We start from the raw sequence: 24,133 nt of genomic DNA on the forward strand, positions 1-24,133 counted from the left end.
ATCAGAAACGGCAGAGCGGCCGTCCGGGACCTCCCGGGCGGCCGTTTCGCTATTCAGGATTTCAGCGCGTTGCGGCCCAGCACGATGGCCCCCAGCGGCCCCGCCATTCCGCCCAGCCCCGGCGGGACTACATAGTCGTCGATCATCGCCGCGATCCGCCCGGCGGTCGCATAGCCCGCCAGGCTCTCGATCAGGGCCGAGCGCAGGCGCGCGAAAAGATGATCGTTGTTGCCGAAGACGCCGCCGCCGATCAGGATTCGCTCGGGCGCGATCGTCAGCACCAGATTGTGCAGCAGGCCGCCGAGCGCGTGGACCACCATTTCCCAGGCCGGGTCGTCCGCCGAAAGGGTCTCGCCGGGCTTGCCCGTACGCGCCAGCAGGGCCGGCCCCGCCGCCAGCCCCTCGACGCAGTCGCTGTGATAGGGGCAGCTGCCTGGCCATGTGTCGCCCGCGATCCGCCCGACGCGCAGATGCCCGGCCTCGGTGTGGCCCAGACCGCTGACCGACTGGCCGTTGATCACCACCCCGACCCCGATCCCGGTCCCGACGGTGATGTAGGAAAACGACTTCAGCCCCTGCGCGGCGCCCCAGACGCCCTCGGCGAAGGCCGCGCCATTGACGTCGGTGTCGATGGCCATCGGCACGCCCAGGTCCTTGCCCAGCATCGTCAGGTCGGCGTCGCTCCAGCCCGGCTTGGGCGTGAAGACGATGGAGCCCCAGTTCGCTGCCCGGTCGTCCAGTTCCAGCGGCCCGAAGCTGCCGATACCGAGCGCCTTGAAATCATGCTCCGCCTTCCAGCGCTCCAGAACCGCCCGGACCTCGCCCAGCGCCTCTTCCGGTGTCGTGGTGGGCAGGCGGACCTCGTCGCGGATGTCGTCGGGTCCCGAAGCCAGCAGGCAGACGATCTTGGTCCCGCCCAGCTCCACCCCGGCGATCAGGGGGGCGGTCGCTGGGGTCTCGGTGTTTTCGGCCATACGGCGCCTCCGGCATGCGTCGGTCCTTCTAGACCGTACGCCGCCGCCCGCGTCACCCCCGGCTGTGTCACCAAGGTTGAATGTGTCGCGCCGCCAAGCTGGACCATTTCGAGTTCCATCGTGCTAGACTGCGGAAATCCCGCCATTTTCCTTACCGCCGCTCTCCGCGCGCCACCCAGAACCGGCTCCCGATGCCCATCAATGCTCCCCCCGGGGAAACCCGCGTCCAGTTCGTGATGCGCCGCGTCGTCGAGCATATCGCGCGTGAGCGTCTGCGCGTCGGCGACGATCTGCCGTCCGAGACCCGCTTCGTCGAGGTGCTCGGCGTCAGCCGTCCGGTGGTGCGCGAAGCCTTCGGCGCCCTGGCCGCCCTCAACATCGTCGAGACCGCCAACGGCCGCCGCCCCCGCGTCAGCGCCCTCAACGGCTCGGTCCTGTCGATCTCGCTGGATCACGCCGTCCGCACCGAACAGATCTCCGTGCGTCAGGTCTGGGAGACGCGCCGCTGTCTGGAGACCGAGACCGTGGCCCTGGCCGCCGAGCGCCGCACCGACGCCGAGGCCGCCCACATCCGCGAGCTCGCCGAGGCCATGACCCGGGCCGGACACAACTCGCCCGAGCTGATGGCGCTCGACATCCGCATGCACAAGGCCATCGCCGAGGCGGGCCGCAACCTCTTGATGGCCCAGATCATCGCCTCGCTGGAACCCCTGCTCCAGTCCTCGGTCTCGGCCGCCTGGGGACTGGCCGACGACGCCGGCCGTCACCGCGACATCCTCGATCGTCACCTCGAGATCGCCGAGGCCATCACCAACGGCGATCCCGCCGCAGCCCGCGCCGCCATGGACCGGCATTTCGACGCCGCCATCGCCGCCCGGCTGCTGATCGAGGACCCGCTTCCGGCCTGACCTCACATGCCCCCTTGGCGCCGCGCCCGGAGCGCGAGAGGGTAGCGGTTTCCCGTAACGCGGACGCCCTCCCTCCATGGCCGCCAAAGTCACCCTGCCAGCCCGGCCCGAGCCGCTGGAAATCGATCCGGCCTCGACCGCCGTCATCGTCATCGACATGCAGAACGCCTATGCCTCGCCGGGCGGCTATCTGGATCTCGCGGGCTTCGACATCTCGGGCGCGGCCAAGGTCATCGCCAACATCAAGGGGGTGCTGGAGGTGGCGCGCGGCGCCGGCGTCCCCGTCATCTATTTCCAGAACGGCTGGGACCCCGACTATGTCGAGGCCGGCGGCCCGGGCAGCCCCAACTGGCACAAATCCAATGCGCTGAAGACCATGCGCGCCCGCCCCGAACTGCACGGCCAGCTGCTGGCGCGCGGCACCTGGGACTATGAGCTGGTCGACGAGTTGAAGCCGCAGCCGGGCGACATCTGCCTGCACAAGACCCGCTACTCCGGCTTCTTCAACTCCCAGCTCGACAGCTTCCTGCGCTCGCGCGGCATCAGGAACCTCGTCTTCGTCGGCATCGCCACCAATGTCTGCGTCGAGAGCACCCTGCGCGACGGCTTCTTCCTCGAATATTTCGGCGTGGTTCTGGAAGACGCGACCCATCAGGCCGGGCCGGAATTCGTCCAGCAGGCGGCGCTCTACAACATCGAGAAATTCTTCGGCTGGGTCTCCAGCGTCGCCGACTTCAAGGGCGTCGTCGGCCAGATCGCGCCCACCACTGAACAGGAGGCCTGAATGCCCAAGACCGTCATCACCCCGCCCGGAACCGTCACCCCGATCGCCCCCTTCTCGCCCGGGACCTTCGCCGACGGCGTGGTCTATGTCTCGGGGACCCTGGCCTTCGACAAGGACAATAACGTCGCCTGCGTCGGCGACGCCGAGGGCCAGACGCGCATCGTGCTGGAGACCATCAAGTCGGTGATCGAGACCGCCGGCGGGACCATGGACGACGTGACCATGAACCACATCTTCCTCAAGGACTGGGCCGACTACGCCGCGCTCAACAAGGTCTATGCCGAGTATTTCCCGGGCGACAAACCGGCGCGGTTCTGCATCCAGTGCGGCCTCGTCCGGCCCGACTTCCTCGTCGAGATCGCCACCATCGCCCACATCGGCAAGAAGGCCTGAGGCGGTTGCAGAGCGGAACCGCCGACGGCCTCTACTGGGAAGTCCACGACGGCCCTGACGCTGCCGCCAGCGTCATCCTGTCCGCCGGCCTCGGCGGTTCGGCCGCCTTCTGGGCGCCGCAGATGCAGGCCCTGACCGCGGGCTTCCGCGTCATCCTCTACGACCACCGCGGCACGGGCCGCAGCGACCGCAGCCTCAAACCCGACCACTCGGTCGCCGCGATGGCTCAGGACATCGTCGCCGTCCTCGACGCGACCGGCACGGACAGGGCCCATCTGGTCGGCCATGCGGCGGGCGGCAACGCCGGTCTGCAGCTGGCCCTCGACCACCCCGACCGGCTGGACAGGCTCGTCGTCGTCAACGGCTGGTCGCGGCCCGATCCCCACGTCGCCCGCTGCTTCTCCGCCCGCACCCGGTTACTGGAGGCCTTCGGGCCCCAGGCCTATGTCGAGGCCCAGAGCCTGTTCCTCTATCCGCCCGACTGGATCAGCGAGAACGACGCCCTGCTGAAAGAGCAGGAGCCGCATCACGTCGCCCACTTCCCGCGCACCGACGTCATGCTGGCCCGCATCAACGCCCTTCTGGCCTTCGACATCGGCGACCGGCTGGGCCAGATCGCGCACCCCGTTCTGGTCAGCGCTTCGGCCGACGACATGCTGGTCCCGCCGCGTCTGGCCCTGCGCCTCGCCGCCGGCCTGCCCAACGCGACGCTGGAAGTGGTTCCTTGGGGCGGTCACGCCTTTACGGCGACGCTTCCCGATGTCTTCAATACCCAACTGATCGCCTGGCTCTCCGGCGACGTCTGAAGGACTGCATCCATGGAAGTCGGCGTCTTCATCCCGATCAACAACAACGGCTGGCTGATTTCGGAGAACGCGCCGCAGTACATGCCGTCGTTCGACCTGAACAAGCGCATCGCCCAGGCGGCCGAGAAGCACGGCCTCGACTTCCTCCTGTCGATGATCAAGCTGCGCGGATTCGGCGGCAAGACCGAGTTCTGGGAATACGGGCTGGAGAGCTTCACCCTGATGTCGGGCCTCGCGGCGGTGACCGAGAAGATCAAGATCTACGCCACCTGCCCGACCCTGATCATCCCGCCTGCCTTCGCCGCGCGAATGTGCAACACGATCGACTCGATCAGCCACGGCCGCTTCGGCCTGAACCTGATCACCGGCTGGCAGAAGCCGGAATATTCCCAGATGGGCCTGTGGCCCGGCGAGGACCATTTCCGCAACCGCTACAAGATGCTGGACGAGTACGCCCAGATTCTGAGGGAGTTGTGGGAGACGGGCCGGTCGGACCTCAAGGGCGACTACTACACCATGGACGACTGCCTGGTCCGGCCCCGGCCGACCGGGGACATGAAGATCATCTGCGCCGGCTCTTCGGACGAGGGCCTCGCCTTCTCGGCCAAATGGGCCGACTACGCCTTCTGCTTGGGCAAGGGCGTCAACACGCCCAAGGCCTTCGCCTTCAACAATGAGCGTCTGGCCGAGGCGACCGCGAAGACGGGCCGCGACGTGAAGATGTTCGTCCTCGTCATGATCATCGCCGCCGACACCGACGAGGAAGCCCAGGCGAAGTGGAAGTCCTACAACGACGGCGTCGACGTCGACGCGATCAGCTGGCTCAAGGACCAGGGCGCCGCCGACAAGGTTAACGCCACCACCAACGTCATCCAGCTCGCCGCCCCCGAGGGTGCTGTGAACATCAACATGGGAACCCTGGTCGGCTCCTATGCGACCGTCGCGAAGATGCTGGACGAGATGTCGGAAGTCCCCGGCACCGGCGGCGTCCTCCTCACCTTCGACGACTTCGAACAGGGCATCGAGGACTTCGGGACGAAGATCCAGCCGCTGATGGAATGCCGGAAATAGGGTCCGCCTTGCAGATCCGCATCGACGACCTCTCCGGCGACCAGACCCGCGCCCTTCTGGCCCTGCACCTGGCGGGGATGCACGCCAACTCGCCGCCGGACCATGTGCGAGCGCTCGACCTGACCGGGCTGCAGCGGCCCGACGTCACCGTCTGGACCGTCTGGCGCGAGGGCAGCATCGCCGGCATCGGCGCCCTCAAGGCCCTGCCCGACGGCACCGGCGAGCTGAAGTCGATGCGCACCCATCCCGACCACCTGCGCAGTCGTGTCGCCGCCGCCCTGCTGGAACACATCATCGGCGAGGCGCAAGCGCGCGGCTATGCCCGCCTCTCGCTCGAAACCGGCTCAGGCGAGGCCTTCGACCCGGCGCTCGCCCTCTACCGCCGACGCGGCTTCATCGACGGCGAGGCCTTCTCCGACTACGAACGCAGCGCCTTCAACCAGTTCCTGCATCTGGACCTTTAGTCCGCGTCCGACCCGTCGTCCTCGCCCGAGCCATGGCCGTGGCCGGTCGTAACCGCGACGCCCGCAGGTCCCGCCTCCCCGTCCGAAGACGCGAACCAGAAGGGCTGACGCGGCCGGTTCCTGCGGCCCACCTCGTCCATATGGCTGTCGTAGACCCGGCCGTTGGCGACGGTGTAGGCGATGTCGCGGGTGTTCCTGATGTTCTCCAGCGGGTTGGTGTTCATCACCACCATGTCGGCCAGTTTCCCGACCTCCAGCGACCCGATGTCCTTGTCCATGCCCAGGGCCTTCGCGCCGTTCAGGGTGCCGGTGCGCAGGGCTTCCATCGGCGTCATTCCCCCTTGCGCCATCATCCAGATTTCCCAGTGTTCGCCCAGGGCCTCGCGCTGCCCATGGGCCCCGGTCTCGACGTTGACGCCCAGGTCCGACAGGGCCTTGGCCTGCTGCGAGATGGCGATGTGGTTCCACTCCTCCATCGGCTGGGTCGTGGGCCGCCGGGCGCGGGCGTCCAGCACCCGGCGCGGGACGTACTGCTGCAGCAGCGGATCGTTCCAGACAGGGCTTTCCTGGTACCAGTAATTTTCACCGAAGGCGCCGCCATAGGCCACGATCAGGGTCGGGGTGTAGGCGACGTCCGTCTGCCTCCACAGCTGGCGCACGTCGTCATACAGATGGGCCAGCGGGATCGAGTGCTCGATCGTCGTATGGCCGTCGACGATCATCGACATATTGTGCTGGTACAGCGAGCCGCCCTCGGGGACGACGTTCATGTTCAGCTCGCGCGCGGCCTCGATGATCTGCTGACGCTGATCCCGGCGCGGCTGGTTGTAGCTCTTGACGCTGATTGCCCCCAAGGCCTGGGTCCGGCGCAGCGCCGACAGGGCGTCGTCCAGACTGTCGATCTGGGCCGTGAACGGCGTCTGGGCGCCATAGAGGATCGTGCCCGTCGAATAGATGCGCGGCCCAACCACCCGGCCGGCGCGGGCCATTTCGGAGTGGGCGAAGATCTCGCTGGAATCGTTGGACGGATCGTGGATCGTGGTCACCCCGAAGGCCAGGGACGCATAATCGATCCGGCTCTGCTGCGGGATGATGCCGTCGGCCGCCATCGAGCCGTGCCAGTGGGCGTCGATCAGACCGGGGGTGATGGTCTTGCCGGTCATGTCCATGACGGTCGCGCCGGCGGGCACGGTCACCGAGCCGCGCGGGCCGATGGCCTCGATCCGGTTCTCGTTGACGACGATGACGCCGTCCTCGATCACCTGATCCCCGTTCATGGTGATGATGCGCGCGCCGGTCAGGACCAGACGGCCCGTCGGCTTGTCGGCCGTGGCGGTGAAGCCAAGGTTGATGCCGTGTACGGCGGGCTTGGGCAGTTCGGCCGGCGCCCCTTCCTCGAACTTGAAGCTGTCCTGCAGGGTGCGGGTGAAGAACTCCGGCCCGATGGCCCAGCTCAGCCGCGACGAATCGCCCGACCAGGTCAGCCAGTTGCCGGCGTCGCGGGTCACGCGGGTCTGCGGCAGGGCCTCGCCCTTGGCGCCCATCTCGACCGGACGGCCGGTGGCGACGAAGGGCGCGACATAGGCGTTGAACCGCTCGGTCCAGGCGACCCAGTGCTCGTCCGGCGAGATTTCGAAGTCCGAGGCCCATTGCGAGCTCAGATGGGTGCGCGGTTCATGCCCGCCCAGATCCACCGACTTGAGCGCCGAGTTTCCGTCCTGACGGCCCAGGAAGAAGATGCGGTCGTTGGACGCGCCCCACTGCGGCGTCGTGCCGTCCTCGGTGACCAGGGTGGACTCGCCGCCCGCCGTCGGCACGCGATAGATGCCCGGATCACGCCCCCACAGGCCGGTGGTCAGATAGCCGTCGCTGACCTTGCGATAGGCGATGGTCTTGCCGTCCGGCGAGAAGCTCGGCTCGATGTAATGACCGGGATGTTGGGTCACGACGTGGCCCGTCCCGCCCGAGGCCGGGATGACCCGCACCGTGCCCAGATCCTTGTCCGACCAGGTCGTATAGACGATCGACCGGCCGTCGCGGGACCAGGACGGATAGAGCTCGAAATGGTCGCTCTGCGACGTCAGACGCCGCGCCGTCCCCGTCGGCAGGTCGCGGATCCAGATGTTGCCGAGCGACTCGAACACCACCCTGGTCCCGTCCGGCGAGGCGTGGGCCCAGCGGATCATCTTCGTCTGGAAGGTGTCGGGCGCGACCTCGACCGTGGTGCGCACGGCGGGCTCGACGCGGCGGGTGTCGGAGACGTGGAACGGGATGTCCGTCACGGATTGCGAGGCCACGTCGATCTTGTGGAAGGTCCCGCCGGCCCAGAAGACGATCGCCTTGCCGTCCGGCGTCCAGCTCATCGCCGGGTAGACGCCGTGGATCGCCCAGGTCTCCTGCAGGTCGCGGTCCAGATGGCCGTAGATCGGCGTCTCGCGGCCGCTCTCGATGTCCATTACATAGAGGGTCGACTGGTAGCGGACGCGGCGGATGAAGGCGATCGACTTGCCGTCCGGCGAAGGCGTCGGGCGGATCGAACCGCCGGGGCCGGACAAGAACTCCTCGGTCTCGCCCGTCTCACGGTCCAGCCGCTGGATGGCATAGATCTGGGTGTTCACGTCCTTGGAATATTCGAACTGACCGCCCGGGGTGGTGTCATCCGAGAAGTAGAGATAGCGGCCGTCCGGCGAGAAGGCGGGCTCGCCCGTGTCCTTCTGCTGGGTCCGGCGCGTGGTCAGCTGAACGCCGCCGCCGCCCGAGCGGTGCCACATCCACATCTCGCCGGCGCCGAGCGAACGGCTGGAGGTGAAGTGCTTGCGGCCGACGATGAACTGGCCGTCCGGGGTCCATTCCGGCTGCGACACCAGGCGGAAGCTCTCCTTCGACACCTGCTGCAGGTCCGAGCCGTCGACGGCCATGGTCCAGATGTTGTCGCCGCCGCCCCGGTCGGAGGTGAAGGCGATCCGGGTCCCGTCGGGCGAGAATTTCGGCTGCATCTCCCAGGCGACGCCGGAGGCGATGGCCTTCGCCTCACCGCCGCCGATGGGCATGGTGTAGATATCGCCCAGCATGTCGAAGACGATCGTCTTGCTGTCGGGGCTGACGTCCAGCGACATCCAGGTGCCCGAGGTGACATTGATGTTCACCTCGTGCGACGGCCCGGGCGGACTGTTGACATCCCACTTGGGCTTCTCGGCCGCGGCGGCGGGCGCCGGCGTCGCGGTCGCTGCCGGTGTCGCGGTCTCCAGCACCGGCTCGGGCGCGGGCTTCTCCGGCGTCGGCGCGGGCGGCGCGTCCTGGGGCGCCGGAGCGGGCGTCGGGGTCGGCGTGGGCGGAGGGGTCTGCGTCTGGGCCAGGGCGCTGATCGGCCCCTGCATCGCCAGAACCGCGACGGCAGCCGTCGTCAACCACATCCGCTTCATGTCGTAAGCCCCTCTCCGAACAGGGCGGCATCTAGCGGCATGCGACGCGCCTTGGCGAGGCCCCCGACCTTACCGATTGTTCATGTGGCGGAGACGGCCCGTGGACGCGCCGCGGACGGCGCCGACATGTCCCGTGTCGGACACAGGAACGAAGGTGCCCCCCATCGCTTCCTCTTTCCACACCGAAAATGGAGAGCGAGATGAAGGCGTTGTGCTGGCACGGCAAGGGCGACATCCGGTGCGAAACCGTACCTGATCCGGAGATTCAGGATGGCCGCGACGCCATCATCCGCGTGACCTCCTGCGCCATCTGCGGCTCGGACCTGCACCTTTACGGCGGCTTCGTGCCGGGCATGAAGTCTGGCGACGTCATGGGCCATGAGACGATGGGCGAGGTCGTCGCGGTCGGCAAGGACAACACGAAACTCAAGGTCGGTGACCGGGTCGTGGTGCCTTTCACCATCTCATGTGGCGAGTGCCGGATGTGCAAATGGGGTCTGTTCTCCTGCTGCGAAGTCTCCAATCCCGCCGGCGCCGAACAGGCCAAGATGATCGGCTATCCGACCGCCGGCCTGTTCGGATACACCCACACCTACGGCGGCTTTCCCGGCGGTCAGGCCGAATACCTGCGCGTCCCCTACGCCGACGTCGGCCCGATCAAGGTGCCCGAAGGCCTGACCGACGATCAGGTCCTGTTCCTGTCCGACATCTTTCCGACAGGCTGGATGGCCGCCGAGCATTGCGACATCCAGCCGGGTCAGACCATCGCCGTGTTCGGTTGTGGCCCGGTCGGTCAGTTCGCCATTCGCTCCGCCTTCATGATGGGCGCAGAACGGGTGATCGCCATCGATCAGGTGCCCGAGCGGTTAGCCCTCGCCCGCGCCGCCGGGGCCGAGACGATCGACTTCAGCGAAGGTGATGTTCAGGAAAAGATAAAGGCGCTGACGCGAGGCCTCGGCCCTGACGCGGTCATCGAGGCTGTCGGTCTGGAAAGCCACGGCGCCGGCAGCCTGATCGAAAAGGTTCAGGAGACCGTCGCCGGCAAGATGGAACGTCCCTACGCGCTGAACGAGGCGATTATCGCCTGCCGTCCCGGCGGCATCGTTTCCCAGCCCGGCGTCTTCATCAATGCCGTCCCGACCATGATGGGCGCCCTGATCGCCAAGGGCCTGACCATGAAGACCGGTCAGACCCATGTGCAGAAATACCTCGAGCCCCTGATGGCGAAAATCGCCGAGGGCGAGATCGATCCCAGCTTCCTGATCACCCATAAGATCAGGCTGGAAGACGGTCCCGACGCCTACAATACCTTCCAGGAGAAGAAGGACGGCTGCATCAAGGTGGTGATCAACCCCGGCACGTGAGGGGGGCGGGGTTACTCTGCAGCCAGTAACGCCAGCAGGGCGAAACTGGCCAGCCAGTGCTCGCCCATATAGTCGCCGGTCACCTGCGGCAGAGCGACGGCCAGATGGTCGTCGGCGGCCTTGAGCGCGATCGCCTTCCGCCCGTCCGTCAGGGGCGAGGCGATGCCTCGCCAGCACCAGGCCCGGCTCAGGTTCAGCCCGTCCAGATGGGCGATCTTGCCGTCCGACCGGTCGCTCACGCTGGCCGGGGCGAACAGGGTCGCAGGCCTTTGCGCGGCCAGATCGGGCAGGAAGGCGTCGAACCATGTGCTGAACTCCGCCGGCGAAAGCACCCGCCGCATCAGCTCGGCCTCCATCAGGGCCGGCGACAGGAACTCGTCCTGCGACGGCTCCCAGGCCTGACAGCCCGCATCGCCCAGATGCCAGTCGCGCGCCTTGGCTTCGCACACCTCGGCCAGTTCGGCGTCGCCGACCGCGGCCGCATAGTCCAGCGTCAGCACCAGCGCGAAGGCGGTGTTGTAGTGGGTCCCGACACGCACCGGATAGGTGGCCAAGGGCAGGAAGCTCTTGAACCGGTCGGCGAAGGCGTCTGCCAGCGGATTCAGCGTCTCCGACCACCGCCGCCCGTCCTCGCTGTCGTGCCTCGTCAACTCCCCCGCCAGCATCAACAGCCAGGCCCAGCCATAGGGCCGTTCGAACCCGCGGCTGGACGGTTCGGCCAGATAGGCGGTCTCGGCCGCGACATTGGCCTCGGTGAACAGCTCATCCGCCAGCGCCCGGATCGCCCCCGCCTCTTCGATCTCCGGATGCAGGCGCAGGACCGTGAACAGGGTCCACCAGCCGTGCACGCAGGAATGCCAGTCGAAACTGCCGAAGAAGATCGGATGCAGGGCGCGCGGCCCCTTCACCGCCTCGGGTCCGACGATCACATGATCCAGCTTGTTCGGATATTCGCGCGTCACATGGCCCAGCGCGGTCCGGGCATAGAGGCTCGCGGTCTCGGTCGTCAGTCGCGTCATCTCAGAACCGGAAAGCCAGGGCGTACATCAGGACGATATTGACCAGCAGCATCACCGCCGCCGTCGGCGCCTGCGCCCGGATCACCCCGTTGAAGGCGGCGTTGCGGTCGGGCAGGTCCAGCAGATTGGCGGGCACCACATTGAAGTTCGCCGCCATCGGCGTCAGCAGCGTCCCGCAGAAGCCGGCCAGCATGCCGATGGCGCAGACGATGGCCGGATCGCCGCCGAACTGATGCACCACCAACGGCAGGCCGATCGCCGCCGTCATCACCGGGAAGGCCGCGAACGCATTGCCCATGACGATGGTGAACAGGGCCATGCCGACGCAATAGGCGATCACCGCCAGCAGCGGCGTCGTCAGGGGGATGACGCTCGTCACCGCCTGCCCCACCACGCCCCCGACGTCCGAGGCGAGAAACACCGCCCCCAGCGAGGCCAGCATCTGCGGCAGCAGCGCCGCCCAGCCGATGGAATCCATCAGCCGGCGCCCTTCCTGAGCGGGCGCCGAAACCGGCGGCCTCAGCCAGGCGACGGCGGCGAAGAAGGCGATCAGGCAACCGAGCCCGAGCGCGATCAGGGTCGTCTGGGTCGGGCCGATCAGCCACTTGCCGGCGTCGGTGTATTTGGCCGCCAGCGTCCCGCCGACCGCCACCACCGGAATGATCAGGGCCGGCAGGAACAGGGCGTTGCCGCGCCGCTCCGCGCGTTCGACCCGCTCCTCCGGCCCGGTCGTGGCGGGCTTCGCGACGCCCATCTTCCCGGTCGCGCCGATGGCCACCAGCGCCAGCACCAGCACCCCGTTGCCGAGCCCGCCCAGCTTCGCCCCGAACAACATCGACACGGCGACCAGACCCCAGAACAGGGTATTGCGGACGCGCGTCGGATGGCTGCGGTCCAGCGCCGTCAGTACGGCGAAGGCCAGGATCATCAGCCCGACGAGGACATAGGCGTGGTCGAGGGTGATCATGCCTCACCGCCCTTTACGGCCGCCGACCTCAGGGTCCGATCGAAGAACCACAGCCGCACCCCGTGCACGATGAAGGCCGCGATGGCCGTCGGGATCGCCCACAGCGACACATGCAGGGCCTCGACCTTGATCCCGGCCTGTTCGAGGAAGCCGACGATCAGGACGATGGAGCCGATGGCGATAAAGATGTCCTCGCCGAAGAACAGCCCGATATTGTCCGTCGCCGCCGCCATGCCGCGAATGCGGAAGCGCGTCTCATCCGAGATCTCGCCCTGATCCTTCTCCGCCGCCCCTTCCGCCATCGGCGCGACCAGCGGCCGCACCATCTGCGGGTGCCCGCCCAGCGAGGTGAGACCCAGCGCCGAGGTCGCCTGACGCAGCACCAGATAGACCAGCAGCAGCCGCCCGGCCGTCGCGGCCCTGACCTTGCCGATCAGCATCCGCGCCCGCTCCTGCAGCCCTTCGCGTTCCAGCAGTCCGATCACCGGCAGGACCAGCCAGGTGATGTGGAAGTAACGGTTGTCGTTAAACGCCTTGCCGAACAGGGCCAGCGTATCGACGCCCGCCCGCCAAAGCCCGGCCGCGTCGGCGCCCGCGACCACCGCCGCCAGCACCCCCGTCACCAGCGCCGCGACCACGATGGTCAGCAACGGATTGAGCCTCGCCGCGAACCCCGCGACCACGACCAGAATTCGAGAAGGACGAGCATAAGGCTACGCTAGCCCCTCTTCTGTCGAGGGAGAAGCCACCCCGAAACCCCCCCCCCGGCGTCTCGATCACGAAGACATCGCCCGGCGTCATCTCGACCTCCGCCGTCGCGCCCAGAGCCTCGACCGTGCCGTGCGCCCGCTCCACCCGGTTGATCCCGACCTGACCCGGATCGCCGCCCACGGCCCCGAAAGGCGGCACGCGCCTGCGGTTCGACAGGATGCCCGCCGTCATCGGCTCCAGGAACCGCACGCGCCGCACCGCCCCGTTCCCGCCCGTCGAGGCCCCGCCCCCGCCCGAGCCCTGCCGGATCGAAAAGCCCTCCAGCAGCACCGGAAACCGCGTCTCCAGCACCTCCGGATCGGTGAGCCGGCTGTTGGTCATATGGGTCTGGACCGCCGACGCCCCGTCGAAGCCGGGCCCGGCGCCCGAGCCCCGGCGATGGTCTCATAGTACTGCCGCGTCGCATCGCCGAAGGTGAAGTTGTTCATCGTCCCCTGACTGGCCGCCAGCACGCCGAGCGCGCCGTAAAGCGCATCGACCACCGCCTGACTGGTCTCGACATTCCCCGCCACCACCGCCGCCGGCCAGACGGGCGACAGCATCGACCCCTCCGGCACGATCAGGCTGATCGGCTTCAGACAGCCTTCGTTCAGGGGATGGCGTCGTCCACCAGCGTCCGGAAGACGTACATCACCGCCGCCCGGGTGATGGAGCGCGGGGCGTTGAATGGTAGCCTCTGGTCGCTGGTGCCGGTGAAATCGACCCGGGCCGAGCGCGTCTCCGCATTGACCGAAATCCGCACCCGGATGATCGCCCCGTCATCCATCTCCAGCGCGAACTCGCCGCCGCCGAAGTCGGCCAGCACCCGGCGCACCGCCTCCTCGGCATTGTCCTGGACGTGGCCCATATAGGCGTCGACGGTCTCGCGCCCGAACTCGGCGACCATCCGCTCCAACTCCTCGGCGCCGCGCGCGCAGGCCGCGACCTGGCTCTTCAGGTCCGCCAGGTTCATCTCGACATTGCGCGACGGCCAGGCGCCCGAGCCGAACAGGGCGCGCGTCTCCGCCTCCCGCAGCTCGCCCTGATCGATCAGCAGGAAGTCGTCGATCAGCACCCCCTCCTCCTCCACCGACCGGCTGTTCGGCGGCATCGAGCCCGGCGTGATCCCGCCCACGTCCGAATGGTGGCCTCTGGCGGCGACGAAGAAGGCCGGCGCCGTATCCTCTTCCGAAACACCGGCAGGATGACCGTGATGTCCGGCAAATGGGTCCCGCCGTTGTAGGGGGCGTTCAGCATATAGACGTCGCCGTGCTTCAGGCCGCGCCCATCCCTTGCGTCGCCGCGCGACCGCACCACCGCCGCGATGCTTTCGCCCATCGAGCCCAGATGCACGGGGATGTGCGGCGCATTGGCGATCAGGGCGCCCGTCCGGTCGAAGACCGCGCAGGAGAAGTCCAGCCGCTCCTTGATGTTGACCGAATAGGCCGTCGCCCTCAGGGCCTCGCCCATCTGTTCCGCCACGGCCATGAAGCGGCTGTTGAACAGCTCCAGCAGGATCGGATCAGCCTCGGTCCCCGCCACCGTCCGCTTCGCCAACGCTTCGACCCGCGTCAGGATCAGATTGGCGCGCGCATCGACACTGGCGCGCCAGCCCGGCTCGACCACCGTCGTCCCCGTGTTCTCCAGAACGATCGCCGGCCCGTCCACGGCGACGCCCGCCGCCAGCTCCTCGCGCCGATAAATCGCCGCCTCCCGCATCGCCCCGGCCATCCAGACGGAAGCGACCTCAAGGGTTCAACCGCCCCCTCTTCCACCATCGTCGCGACCGGCGCCTCCGACCCGGCGGAGGGGGCGGACACCGCCTCCACCTGCAGGGTCTCGACGATCAGATTCCGCTCGGCGACGAAGCCAAACCGCCGCCGGTGCTGATCCTGAAACGCCGCCTGCATCTCGACCGCCGAACCGAACGGTACGGTCAGTGGCGTATCGGTCCCGGCGTATTTCACCTCGGCCCGCGCCAGCCGAGAAACCACGTCCCCGCTCGACCCCTGCCCCGCCAGCCCGGCCTCGGCAGCAAAGCCCAGCGCCTCGACCCGCCCCGCCAGTTCCGCATCCCGCTCCGGCGTCAGCAGCGCCCCGACCGTCTCCTGACGGATGGCCCGCACATCGGCCAGCCCCATCCCATAGGCCGACAGCACCCCCGCGAACGGATGCAGCAGCACTGTCGTCATTCCCAGCGCATCGGCGACCAGACAGGCGTGCTGCCCGCCCGCCCCGCCGAAACAGTTGAGCACATGGCGGGTCACATCATGGCCGCGCTGAATGGAGATGGTCTTGATCGCCTGCCCCATGGCCTGAACTGCGATGGCGATGAAACCTTCCGCCAGGGCCTCCGGCGTGGTCGCCCGTCCGGTCGCGGCCTTGACCTCCGTCGCCAGCGCCTCGAACTTCGACCGCACCACATCGGCGTCCAGCGGCTGGTCCGCGCCCGGTCCGAACACGGCGGGGAATAACTCTGGCCTGAGCTTGCCCAGCAGGACATTGCAGTCGGTCACCGTCAGCGGCCCGCCCCGGCGATAGGCGGCCGGTCCGGAACCGCGCCCGCGCTCTCCGGCCCGACCCTCAGCCGCGATCCGTCGAAGCGGCAGATCGAGCCCCCGCCCGCCGCCACTGTCTCGATCGATAGCATCGGCGCGCGCAGCCTCACCCCGCGACCACGCTGTCCGAGGTCCGCTCATAGTCCCCGGCATAGTGGGAAACGTCGGTCGAGGTGCCGCCCATGTCGAAGCCGACGACATGGTCGAACCCCGCCTCGCGCGCGGTCGTGGCCATCCCGACCACCCCGCCCGCCGGTCCCGACAGGATGGCGTCCTTGCCCCGGAAATTGCGCGCGCCCGTCAGCCCCCGTTCGATTGCATGAACAGCAGAGGCGTGGCCTCGCCCAGATCGGCGCCGACCCGGTCGACATAGGCCCTGAGCACCGGCGACAGATAGGCGTCGGCCACCGTCGTATCGCCGCGCCCGATCAGCTTGATCAGGGCGCCGACGTCATGGCTGACCGAGACCTGTTCGAACCCGACCTCGCGCGCGATCGCCGCCAGCCGCTCTTCGTGCGCCGTCCAGCGCCAGCCGTGCACCAGGACGATGGCTGCGGCCGTCAGCCCCCTCGCCCGCGCCGCCGCGAAATCCGCCCGCGCCTTCGCCTCGTCGAGCGGGGTCAGGACATCGCCGTCGACCCCGACCCTCTCGGCGATCTCCACCACATCCTCATACAGCGGCGGATTGAGCACGATGTGGCGCGCGAACAGCTCGGGCCGGCTCTGCCACCCGATCCTCAGGGCGTCGCCGAAGCCCTGGGTGATGGCCAGCAGCGTCGGCTGGCCCTTGCGTTCCAGCAGGGCGTTGGTGGCGACCGTCGTCCCCATCCGCACCGCCTCGATCATGCCAGAAGGAATGGGGCCTGCCGCGATTGGCCCCGCCCCCGCCCCTAGAAACCGCCGGATCCCCTCCACCGCCGCATCGGCATAGTGTTCGGGGTTCTCGCTGAGCAGCTTGGCGGTCTTCAGTTCGCCGCCCGGCGCCCGCGCCACGATATCGGTGAAGGTGCCGCCCCGGTCGATCCAGAAGCGCCAGCCCTCAACCGTCACGGCCTCGGATTCCCTGATTGTCGTCATGAGCGGATTAGACGGGGGCGACGGGGCAAGGTCAACAAATCCTCCCCCATCGGGGGAGGGGGACCGCGCAGCGGTGGAGGGGGCTCGCCCACACGCCGCTTTCGGGATCAGCCCCCTCCGTCACGGCGCGAAGAGCGCCGCGCCACCTCCCCCGACGGGGGAGGATCAACTACCGAACCAGCGTAAACCTGACCGGCGTCCCGACCTGGGCCGACGGCGCCAGCCACAGGTCGAACGCGCCGGGCTCCACCGTCGGAGCGCCTTCCGCCCCGATGAACTCCAGCTGTTCGCGGTTCAGGGTGAAGCGGACCGTCTCCGTCTCGCCGGCGGCCAGGGCCACCTTCCTGAAATCGCGCAGACGCTGGCCCGGCTGGGTCAGGCTGGCGACCTTGTCGCCGATATAGAGCTGGACCGTCTCGACCACCGCGACCTCGCCGGCGTTTGTGACGTCGACCGAGACCTCCAGCGTCCCGTCCCAGCTCATCGTCGGGCTGGCCACAACCGGCGTCGCATAGCTGACCTTGCCGTAGGTCAGGCCATGGCCGAACGGATAGAGCGCCGTGTTCGTCGTCTCGCGATAGCGGGCGGTGTACTCCTCCGACGCCAGGTTCGGATTGGCCGGGCGGCCGGTCCGCTTGTGGTCGTAGGAGAAGGGCTGCTGGCCGGACTTGTGCGGGAAGCTGACCGGCAGGCGGCCCGAGGGCGAGTGATCGCCGAACAGGACGTCGGCGACGCTGTGGCCCATCTCCGAACCCAGGAACCAGGTCACCACAATGCCCTGCGCGTCCTTGACGGCGCCCGACAGCTCCAGCGCACGGCCGTTGCGGATCAGGACCACGACAGGCTTGCCCGTGGCGGCCACGGCGGCGGCGAGGTTGCGCTGGATCTCGGGAAGGGTGATCTCGGTGCGCGACTGGGCCTCGCCGGTGAAGCGCGAGCCTTCGCCCAGAGCCAGCACCACCACATCGGCCTGACCGGCGGCCAGGACCGCATCGGCGATGCCGCCCTCCAGCGCCGTCTCGATGTCGCAGCCCTTGATGACCGTCAGGTCCGACGGCGTCTTCATCGCCGCGCGCAGGCCGGCCTCGATCGAGATGCGGTGGCTTTCGTCGCCCCAGATGGTCCAGGGACCGAAGACGTCGAGATCCGAGGCGAAGGGACCGATCAAGGCGATCTTCTGCCCCTCGGCCTTCAGCGGCAGGACCCCGCCTTCGTTCTTGAGCAGGACGATCGACTCGCGGCCCGCCTCACGCGCCAGCGCATAGTGTTCGCGCGAGCCGCAGACGGCCTTTTCGCGCCGGGCGTCCATGCCGCGATAGGGATCGTCGAACAGGCCCAGCGCCGCCTTGGTGCGCAGGACGCGGCGCACGGCCTCATCCACGCGGCTCATCGGCACGTCGCCCTTGGCCACGAGGTCGGGGATGTGGGCCATGTACAGGCCCGAGACCATGCTCATGTCCACGCCGGCCAGCAGGGCGATGCGGGCGGCGTCGCGGCCGTCCTCGGCGAAGCCGTGGGCGATCAGCTCCTGTTCGGAGGTGTAGTCCGAGACCACGAAGCCTTCGAAGTCCCATTCGCCGCGCAGGACGTCGGTCAGCATCCGGTGGTTGCCAGAGGTCGGCACCCCGTTCAGGTCGTTGAAGGCGCTCATCACCGACAGGGCGCCGGCGCCCAGCGCGGCCTTGAACGGCGGCAGGAAGACGCCGCGCAGCGTCGCTTCCGACATGTCCGTGGTGTTGTACTCCATCCCGCCGAGGGCAGCGGAATAGGCCACGAAATGCTTGGGCGTGGCCAGCAGGGCGTCGCGGTCGGCCAGCCCCCTGGTCCCCTGGATGCCGCGCACCCGGGCCGTGGCCAGGACCTCGTTCAGGTGGACGTCCTCGCCGGCGCCCTCGACGACCCGGCCCCAGCGCTGGTCGCGCGCGACGTCGACCATCGGCGCATAGGTCTGGTGGATGGCCGAGACGGCGCCTTCCAGCGCCATGGCCCGCGCCGTGCGCTCGGCCAGGTCGGCGTCGAAGGCCGAGGCCTCGGCCAGCGGCACCGGGAAGACCGTATAGAGGCCGTGGATGATGTCGGCGGCGAACAGCAGCGGGATTTTCAGCCGCGTCTCTTCCATCGCGATGCGCTGGATGCGGCGGCCCGCCTCCGCGCCCACGCCGTTGAACAGGGCGCCGCAGTGGCCCGCGCGGATGGCGTCATTGACCTTGGCCGGATCGCCCTGCCCGTCCAGCGGATTGACGTTCTGCGGCCGGAACCGGAACGGGTCGGCCAGCAGGTTCAGCTGCCCGGCCTTCTCCTCGATCGTCATTTGGGCAATCAGGCCCTCGATCATGTCGGCGTGTTCCTCCACCGACCGCGCAGCGGTTTGCGCGTCCGCCTTGCGGGCGGAGAACAGGCCGGCGCCGAGGGCCGCGAGGATGGCGAGATTGGACATGGCGGATCGGCGAGACATCTGGGCGGAGGAAGCTACTCCCGTTCGCGTCGGGGTGGCAGTCGTGATCATCGACATGGCGGACCTTTTCGTCAGGAGCAGGGCTTCCTAACCATCCCGGACCCGTCTGTCAGGTCACCGATCGTTTCGCCCCCCGGCAAATTGGCGCCGAATTGAGAGCGTTCACCCCCGGATGACGTGCGGCACGAAGCGCGAGCCGTTGCGCGTGATCCGGCCGCGATCCTCTCTCAGGCCGATCCCCGCCGCTTCGTTCCCGACGACCCAGGAGCCGATGATCACATAGCGGTTGTCGTATTTCGGCGGGGCGTGCAGCGCCTGCCGGATCCAGGCCCCGTCGCCATATCCGCCGTCAAGCACGGCCGACTTCCGCCCGTCCTTGACCAGTTCGACATTGGCCCCTTCGCGCGAGAACAGGGGCTTCCTGACATAGGACGAGCCCAGCCGCGTATGGGCCGGATCGCTCTCGAACCAGGCTTCCAGCAGGTTCGGATGCCCCGCGTGCCGCTCCCACAGCAGCGGCAATATGCCCTTGTTGGAGAGCAGGGATTTCCACGCCGGCTCCAGCACGGTGATCTCCGCATTGGGCAAGGGCTCGGCATAGTCGTCGCGCAGCATCTCCTCCCACGGATAGAGTTTGAACATCGCCCCGATCTCGTAGTTCTCGTGGTCGACGAACCGCCCGGCTTCGTTCAGCCCGATGTCGCCGATGGCGACGAACTGCGGATCCAGCCCCGCCTGTTTGGCGAGGTCCTCGAGATACAGCACCGTCTGCCGGTCCTCGACATAGTCGGGGTCGGAGCTGAAGTGGACAAACCCGCCGTCGGGGAAGATGGCGCGGAACCGCTCGACCAGCTTCTCCTGCAGGCTGTTGAACTGGTCGGTATCCTCGGGGAAGACGCCCGCCGCGATCTGATCCTCCAGCCACAGCCACTGGAAGGCGCCGGTCTCGAAGATCGAGGTCGGCGTGTCGGCGTTGTACTCATAGAGCTTGGCCGGGCCCGTGCCGTCATAGGCGAAGTCGAACCGGCCATAGAGCGATGGCTCGTTCCGCTTCCAGCTGTCGGCGACATAGTCGCGCATGGCCTCGGGGATCTCGAGCAGGGTCATCAGCCGCTCGGACTGCACCGCCTCATCGACGAGGTCGAGACACATCGAATGCAGCTCTTCCGTCGGCGCCTCGATGCCCTCCTCGATCTCGGCGAGCGAGAACTCATAGGCCGCGCCCTCGTCCCAGTACTGCTGGCCGTCGACGTGGTTCCAGGTGAACCCCACCGCCTCGGCCCTGGCCTGCCAGTCCGCGCGGGGAGAGAGTTTGATGCGTTGCATGGTTTTCCTTCTCCTCCCCGTTCGCCGCTGGGCGAATGGGGAGGTGGATCGGCAGCGATCAGCCGCCGAGACGGAGGGGGCGACGCGATGATTCAGGTGAGGGCTGGCGAACCACAGTCGGCGTTTGAGATAAGCGGTTCATCGGAAAGGCCTCCTCGCCCCCTCCGTCACGTCGCCAAGAGGCGCCGCGCCACCTCCCCATTCGCCCAGCGGCGAACGGGGAGGAGACGATTTAAGCCTTGTCCTTCTCGACCGGCACGCTCGTTCCGATCTGCGGCGTCACCACCTTGATGTCCTGCTGCGTCAGCCGCGCCAGCACGTCGTCGGCCGAGGCGTGCCCCGGCAGGATGCCGGCGTCGCGCAGCTTTGCGTCGAGGTCGGCGCCGGTGCGCTTGTCTTCCAGCTCCTGGCCGGCGCGCAGCTTCTCCTCGTTGACCGCCTGGCGCTGCTTGATGCGCTGCAGGCTGTCGGCGGCCGAGCCGATGCGCGAATGGGCGCCCGCCGACTGCAGGGCGACCGAAGTCTGGGCGCGCTGAACGCTTTCATTGACCTTGACGATGTCGATCTCGCGCCGGAGCGTCTCGATCTTCTGGTCGGTCGTGGCGATGGCCGTGCGCAGCCTGGCCTCGGCCTGTTTCATATTCTCGATCTGCGGACCGCGCGTGCCGATCTCGGTCTCCAGCTCGGCGATGCGGCCGGCGACTTCACGCGCCAGATCGGTCTTGCCCTGACCGAGCGCGGCGCGGGCCGAGCTTTCGTATTTCGAAATCTGCTCGCCGAAGCTCTGCAGCTCGTTCTCGGCCATGCGGCGGCGCGCCACCAGACCGGCCAGGTCGTCGCGGGCCTTGCCCTGCGCATTGTCGGCGTCGCGGATTTCCTGATCAAGAATCTTCAACGCATTGGCGTCGACCACCGATTGGCCGGCCTCATGGGCGGTGCCGCGGAACAGGGCGGAGAGTTTGGAGAGCATGGACATCTATGTGTTTCCGAAGGTCCCGATCAGGCGTCGAAGGTTTCACGCAGGGCCGTGGCGTCGATCGCGTTCTCGGCCAGGGTGCGCAGTTCGATCAATATGGTCTGAAGCGTCGTCTTGCACGACAGTTCGCCCATCAACTCATAGACATCTTCGCCGCCCACCGAGGTGATGGCGAAGTTGGACAGGGGTACGACCCGCTGGGCCTTGAGCAGGAATTCGTTGAACCGGGCCGGATCGGCCTGTTCGGACACGGGCCACAGCAGCACCGAGACCACGATCTGCGCGCCGCCGACCGACAGATAGATCGGCAGGTCGCCGTATTCATGCATGGTCACCAGCAGCACCGGCTCGGCGCCTTCCAGCACCCGCAGGGTCATTTCGCCCTCGCGGATCAGGGTCGAGGCGTCCAGTGCGGTCTTGATGGCCGGCACGGTCCAGGGGGTTTCGATCACGGCGTCCATTTGATGGTCGGCTCCAGGAATGAAGGCTTGGAATTGAGAGGATCGCGGGCGTGGGGCAAGGGCTGGGGCACGCGCCGAATCCGTGACGATTGCGCGCACCGCCGCCCTCACATCGTCGCGCGCCGCCTGGGGGACCCAGAACTCGAGTTTGACCATCCCCGCCTCACGGCGCGCCTTGCGCCAGGCCCGGATGCGATCCGTGGCTGCGCTCGGCGACAGGCTGTCGTCCTCGTCCGTCATGACGTTACATGTAACGCGTAACATGTACGCTTGACAAGAGGCCTGACCGGAGTGATTTTTTGTCGCATGGCCGCGCTTCAGACACGTGACACACCGGATCGTGCAGGACACGCCCTCGCCGCCCGCGCGGAACGAGGCTAAGGACAGACCATGTTCAAGCGTCTCTTCGGCGGACAGGATGCACCGGCGGCGCCCGCCCTGGCCGTGGTGCGAAACATCACCATCGGCCGCACCGTGGCCCTGGACCCGCTGGCCTGGCGCCGGCTGGGCGACCAGACCAAATTCATCCTCGACCGCGACGTCCTCGACATCACCGCCCAGGGGACCGTCACCCTCGACAGCGGCCAGTTCGTCCATCGGTTCTATACCGAGGACCATCTGATGCTTCAGGCCATGAGCGACGATGCGGCGGGGATGGAAAGCTACGACTTCACCCTCTTCATGCCCTGGACCTCGGCATACCCGGCGGGTGAGCGCGAGCGGCGCATCTGGAAGGACCGGCTGTCCGAGCCTGTCTTCCACGGCGCGGCCGAAAGCCTGCCCGACTACCCGCGCTTCTGGTTCGAAGAGTCAGACGGCCGCCAGCCGCCGGTGACGATCTGGGAGACGGTCTGGGACGACCGCGCCGCCCGCGCGCCCTATTCGAAGATCTTCCAGACCTGCATGCTCTACGCCCGCGACCTGCCCGACGGCCGCGAACTGATGCTGGCGCTTGAGATGCAGCCCGAGAACGCGCGCGGCGAACGCGGCGACCTCAGCCACGAAATCATGATCGGCATCCCTCTGGAGATGGCCGAGTTCCGCGCCTGATCGCGCTGACCACAAGGGGAGACAAGAATGTTCGACTTCGACCGCTACGCCTTCATGCAGGGGGCCATCGCCTTCCTGATCGCCTTTGCCGCGGCGGGCGTCTTCACCGTGGCCTTCAAGCTGATCTATCAGTGGGTCACCCCCTATCACGAGCAGACCCTGATCCGCGAAGGCAACACCGCCGCCGCCATCTCCCTGGGCGGCGCCCTGATCGGCTATGTCCTGCCCCTGGCCTCGGCCCTGTCGCACACGGTGACCCTGCGCGAATTCGCCGCCTGGGCCCTGCTGGCCGCCATCATCCAGATCCTGGCCTTCGTCATTGTCAGCCGCCTCGTCTATCGCAAGATGGCCGAGCGCATCGAGGCGGGCGAGACGTCAGCCGCCGTCTATCTGGCCTCCATCTCCATCTGCATCGGGCTGCTCAACGCGGCCTGTATGACGGCGTAAGATCCATGACCGACCAGACCACCCCCAAGCCGATTGAAGACCGCCCCGAGGCCGGCTCCGGCTCGATGCGCCGGCTGATGCGCTCGCGCAGCCTGCACGTCACCAGCCTGATGGCCACGGCCAGCTTCTCGCTCGCCGCCTGCGGCCAGCCCCAGCTGGCGGCGCCCGAGCCCGACCCGGCCCCGGCCTATACCTCCCTGGCCGACTGCAAGGCCGCCAACGACGTCTCCGACGCCGAGTGCGACACAGCCTACAAGGCCGCCGACGACCAGGCCAGGGAGACCGGGCCCCGCTACGCCACCCAGGCCGAATGCGAGGGCCAGTGGGGACCGGAACAGTGCCGCCCGATCAACCACGGCGGCGGCTCCTTCTTCGGCCCGCTGGCGACCGGCTTCATCATCGGCCAGCTGATGAACGGCGGCGGCTATCGCGGCGGCGGCCCCCTGTATCGCGACCGTGACGGCGGCTATTCCAACGGCTACGGCGGCGGCTATCTCAGCCGCGACTACCGCACCGGCCGCACCGTCGCCAACCGCAACGACGTCGATGTCGCTCGCCAGGCCCCCTCCCGCGTCCAGAGCCGCACCACCGTCGTCTCCCGCGGCGGCTTCGGCGGCGGCGGCCGGAGTTTCGGCGGGTAATCCTCGCGCACCGGTTAGAAGACACGAAGGGCGGGCCACACGGTCCGCCCTTTTCAATTTACCCCGTCATCCTCGGGCTTGTCCCGAGGACCCAGCGTTCAGGCAGCGAAGGCTGTCCGCTGGCGTTTGGCCGTCGGTGTTCCGCGTCGCTTTCCCGGATGTGGAGCCATCGGTCCTCGGGACAAGCCCGAGGATGACGGAGCGCGGTGAGGCGCCCCAA

At 67.9% G+C, this 24,133-nt stretch carries 20 protein-coding genes and 2 pseudogenes; 10 read left to right on the forward strand and 12 right to left on the reverse strand.

Annotated elements, in window-relative coordinates:
* Positions 1 to 53: 53 nt before the first annotated feature.
* Positions 54 to 974: an ROK family protein gene (locus IFJ75_RS12345; RefSeq protein WP_207868489.1), complete on the reverse strand. Its 921-nt coding sequence runs from the start codon at positions 972 to 974 to the stop codon at positions 54 to 56.
* A gap of 191 nt (positions 975 to 1,165) precedes the next feature.
* On the opposite strand from IFJ75_RS12345, the gene IFJ75_RS12350 reads away from it, so the two are divergent.
* The 6 genes from IFJ75_RS12350 (at position 1,166) to IFJ75_RS12375 (ending at position 5,400) form a co-directional block, all read left to right on the forward strand.
* On the forward strand, positions 1,166 to 1,882 hold the full coding sequence (locus tag IFJ75_RS12350) for a FadR/GntR family transcriptional regulator (protein WP_207868490.1): 717 nt from the start codon (positions 1,166 to 1,168) through the stop codon (positions 1,880 to 1,882).
* Between the two features lie 76 nt (positions 1,883 to 1,958).
* The gene (gene rutB, locus IFJ75_RS12355) at positions 1,959 to 2,666 is read left to right on the forward strand and encodes a pyrimidine utilization protein B (protein WP_207868491.1); all 708 of its coding nucleotides are present in this window, start codon (positions 1,959 to 1,961) and stop codon (positions 2,664 to 2,666) included.
* Positions 2,667 to 3,059 carry a pyrimidine utilization protein C gene (gene rutC, locus IFJ75_RS12360; protein ID WP_207868492.1) on the forward strand — a complete coding sequence of 131 codons (393 nt, stop codon included), beginning with the start codon at positions 2,667 to 2,669 and terminating at the stop codon, positions 3,057 to 3,059.
* Positions 3,056 to 3,865: a pyrimidine utilization protein D gene (gene rutD / locus IFJ75_RS12365; protein WP_225897107.1), complete on the forward strand. Its 810-nt coding sequence runs from the start codon at positions 3,056 to 3,058 to the stop codon at positions 3,863 to 3,865. Before rutC ends, rutD begins: the two co-directional genes overlap by 4 nt.
* Positions 3,866 to 3,877: 12 nt before the next feature.
* Positions 3,878 to 4,936, forward strand: a complete 1,059-nt coding sequence (gene rutA, locus IFJ75_RS12370) for a pyrimidine utilization protein A (RefSeq protein ID WP_207868494.1) — start codon at positions 3,878 to 3,880, stop codon at positions 4,934 to 4,936.
* An 8-nt stretch (positions 4,937 to 4,944) separates the two neighbouring features.
* Positions 4,945 to 5,400, forward strand: coding sequence for a GNAT family N-acetyltransferase (locus tag IFJ75_RS12375; RefSeq protein ID WP_225896805.1), 456 nt, complete (start codon positions 4,945 to 4,947; stop codon positions 5,398 to 5,400).
* Here the strand turns inward: IFJ75_RS12375 and IFJ75_RS12380 are convergent.
* Positions 5,397 to 8,822, reverse strand: a complete 3,426-nt coding sequence (locus IFJ75_RS12380) for an amidohydrolase family protein (protein ID WP_225896806.1) — start codon at positions 8,820 to 8,822, stop codon at positions 5,397 to 5,399. The two genes, IFJ75_RS12375 and IFJ75_RS12380, sit on opposite strands and share 4 nt — an antisense overlap.
* A 200-nt stretch (positions 8,823 to 9,022) precedes the next feature.
* On the opposite strand from IFJ75_RS12380, the gene IFJ75_RS12385 reads away from it, so the two are divergent.
* On the forward strand, positions 9,023 to 10,186 hold the full coding sequence (locus IFJ75_RS12385; RefSeq protein WP_207868496.1) for a zinc-dependent alcohol dehydrogenase: 1,164 nt from the start codon (positions 9,023 to 9,025) through the stop codon (positions 10,184 to 10,186).
* Between the two features lie 11 nt (positions 10,187 to 10,197).
* On the opposite strand, the gene IFJ75_RS12390 is transcribed toward IFJ75_RS12385, so the two are convergent.
* The 10 genes and pseudogenes from IFJ75_RS12390 to IFJ75_RS12425 form a co-directional block, all read right to left on the reverse strand.
* Positions 10,198 to 11,205, reverse strand: a complete 1,008-nt coding sequence (locus IFJ75_RS12390; protein ID WP_207868497.1) for a DUF2891 domain-containing protein — start codon at positions 11,203 to 11,205, stop codon at positions 10,198 to 10,200.
* 1 nt (position 11,206) lies between these two features.
* Complete coding sequence (locus IFJ75_RS12395; RefSeq protein ID WP_207868498.1) at positions 11,207 to 12,172, reverse strand: DUF979 domain-containing protein; 966 nt, start codon at positions 12,170 to 12,172, stop codon at positions 11,207 to 11,209.
* Positions 12,169 to 12,810, reverse strand: coding sequence for a DUF969 domain-containing protein (locus tag IFJ75_RS12400; RefSeq protein WP_263973049.1), 642 nt, complete (start codon positions 12,808 to 12,810; stop codon positions 12,169 to 12,171). The genes IFJ75_RS12395 and IFJ75_RS12400 overlap by 4 nt, the downstream gene beginning before the upstream one ends.
* Positions 12,698 to 14,057: pseudogene (locus tag IFJ75_RS20195) on the reverse strand (hydantoinase B/oxoprolinase family protein). Before IFJ75_RS20195 ends, IFJ75_RS12400 begins: the two are co-directional and overlap by 113 nt.
* Complete coding sequence (locus IFJ75_RS19980; RefSeq protein WP_263973050.1) at positions 13,991 to 14,608, reverse strand: hydantoinase B/oxoprolinase family protein; 618 nt, start codon at positions 14,606 to 14,608, stop codon at positions 13,991 to 13,993. The pseudogene IFJ75_RS20195 and the gene IFJ75_RS19980 overlap by 67 nt, the downstream one beginning before the upstream one ends.
* Positions 14,500 to 16,557 (reverse strand): annotated as a pseudogene (locus tag IFJ75_RS20200) (hydantoinase/oxoprolinase family protein). Before IFJ75_RS20200 ends, IFJ75_RS19980 begins: the two are co-directional and overlap by 109 nt.
* Before the next feature lie 169 nt (positions 16,558 to 16,726).
* Positions 16,727 to 18,994 carry a beta-glucosidase BglX gene (bglX, locus tag IFJ75_RS12410; RefSeq protein WP_207868499.1) on the reverse strand — a complete coding sequence of 756 codons (2,268 nt, stop codon included), beginning with the start codon at positions 18,992 to 18,994 and terminating at the stop codon, positions 16,727 to 16,729.
* A 180-nt stretch (positions 18,995 to 19,174) separates the two neighbouring features.
* Entirely contained in the window at positions 19,175 to 20,338 is a 1,164-nt protein-coding gene (locus IFJ75_RS12415; protein ID WP_207868500.1) for a glutathionylspermidine synthase family protein, read from the reverse strand.
* A gap of 232 nt (positions 20,339 to 20,570) precedes the next feature.
* Positions 20,571 to 21,314, reverse strand: a complete 744-nt coding sequence (locus IFJ75_RS12420) for a PspA/IM30 family protein (RefSeq protein ID WP_207868501.1) — start codon at positions 21,312 to 21,314, stop codon at positions 20,571 to 20,573.
* A 23-nt stretch (positions 21,315 to 21,337) separates the two neighbouring features.
* Complete coding sequence (locus IFJ75_RS12425) at positions 21,338 to 22,015, reverse strand: YjfI family protein (protein ID WP_207868502.1); 678 nt, start codon at positions 22,013 to 22,015, stop codon at positions 21,338 to 21,340.
* Positions 22,016 to 22,165: 150 nt separating this feature from the next.
* On the opposite strand from IFJ75_RS12425, the gene IFJ75_RS12430 reads away from it, so the two are divergent.
* The 3 genes from IFJ75_RS12430 to IFJ75_RS12440 are packed head-to-tail and all read left to right on the forward strand — an operon-like array spanning position 22,166 to position 23,913.
* Positions 22,166 to 22,825 (forward strand): YjfK family protein, encoded by a 660-nt coding sequence (locus tag IFJ75_RS12430; RefSeq protein WP_207868503.1) that lies wholly within the window; start codon positions 22,166 to 22,168, stop codon positions 22,823 to 22,825.
* A 27-nt stretch (positions 22,826 to 22,852) separates the two neighbouring features.
* Positions 22,853 to 23,272 carry a DUF350 domain-containing protein gene (locus IFJ75_RS12435; protein WP_207868504.1) on the forward strand — a complete coding sequence of 140 codons (420 nt, stop codon included), beginning with the start codon at positions 22,853 to 22,855 and terminating at the stop codon, positions 23,270 to 23,272.
* 5 nt (positions 23,273 to 23,277) lie between these two features.
* Positions 23,278 to 23,913, forward strand: a complete 636-nt coding sequence (locus IFJ75_RS12440) for a DUF1190 domain-containing protein (RefSeq protein WP_207868505.1) — start codon at positions 23,278 to 23,280, stop codon at positions 23,911 to 23,913.
* Positions 23,914 to 24,133: the final 220 nt, after the last annotated feature.

This window comes from Brevundimonas goettingensis (assembly GCF_017487405.1).
In the GTDB taxonomy this organism is placed as follows: Bacteria; Pseudomonadota; Alphaproteobacteria; order Caulobacterales; family Caulobacteraceae; genus Brevundimonas; species Brevundimonas goettingensis.

What these genes read in the sequence shown, in the direction of transcription:
- IFJ75_RS12345 (WP_207868489.1), bottom strand. Translation starts at nt 974, where the DNA reads ATGGCCGAAAACACCGAGACCCCAGCGACCGCCCCCCTGATCGCCGGG.
- IFJ75_RS12350 (WP_207868490.1), top strand. Translation starts at nt 1,166, where the DNA reads ATGCCCATCAATGCTCCCCCCGGGGAAACCCGCGTCCAGTTCGTGATG.
- rutB (WP_207868491.1), top strand. Translation starts at nt 1,959, where the DNA reads ATGGCCGCCAAAGTCACCCTGCCAGCCCGGCCCGAGCCGCTGGAAATC.
- rutC (WP_207868492.1), top strand. Translation starts at nt 2,667, where the DNA reads ATGCCCAAGACCGTCATCACCCCGCCCGGAACCGTCACCCCGATCGCC.
- rutA (WP_207868494.1), top strand. Translation starts at nt 3,878, where the DNA reads ATGGAAGTCGGCGTCTTCATCCCGATCAACAACAACGGCTGGCTGATT.
- IFJ75_RS12380 (WP_225896806.1), bottom strand. Translation starts at nt 8,822, where the DNA reads ATGAAGCGGATGTGGTTGACGACGGCTGCCGTCGCGGTTCTGGCGATG.
- IFJ75_RS12385 (WP_207868496.1), top strand. Translation starts at nt 9,023, where the DNA reads ATGAAGGCGTTGTGCTGGCACGGCAAGGGCGACATCCGGTGCGAAACC.
- IFJ75_RS12390 (WP_207868497.1), bottom strand. Translation starts at nt 11,205, where the DNA reads ATGACGCGACTGACGACCGAGACCGCGAGCCTCTATGCCCGGACCGCG.
- IFJ75_RS12395 (WP_207868498.1), bottom strand. Translation starts at nt 12,172, where the DNA reads ATGATCACCCTCGACCACGCCTATGTCCTCGTCGGGCTGATGATCCTG.
- bglX (WP_207868499.1), bottom strand. Translation starts at nt 18,994, where the DNA reads ATGTCCAATCTCGCCATCCTCGCGGCCCTCGGCGCCGGCCTGTTCTCC.
- IFJ75_RS12415 (WP_207868500.1), bottom strand. Translation starts at nt 20,338, where the DNA reads ATGCAACGCATCAAACTCTCTCCCCGCGCGGACTGGCAGGCCAGGGCC.
- IFJ75_RS12420 (WP_207868501.1), bottom strand. Translation starts at nt 21,314, where the DNA reads ATGTCCATGCTCTCCAAACTCTCCGCCCTGTTCCGCGGCACCGCCCAT.
- IFJ75_RS12425 (WP_207868502.1), bottom strand. Translation starts at nt 22,015, where the DNA reads ATGACGGACGAGGACGACAGCCTGTCGCCGAGCGCAGCCACGGATCGC.
- IFJ75_RS12430 (WP_207868503.1), top strand. Translation starts at nt 22,166, where the DNA reads ATGTTCAAGCGTCTCTTCGGCGGACAGGATGCACCGGCGGCGCCCGCC.
- IFJ75_RS12435 (WP_207868504.1), top strand. Translation starts at nt 22,853, where the DNA reads ATGTTCGACTTCGACCGCTACGCCTTCATGCAGGGGGCCATCGCCTTC.
- IFJ75_RS12440 (WP_207868505.1), top strand. Translation starts at nt 23,278, where the DNA reads ATGACCGACCAGACCACCCCCAAGCCGATTGAAGACCGCCCCGAGGCC.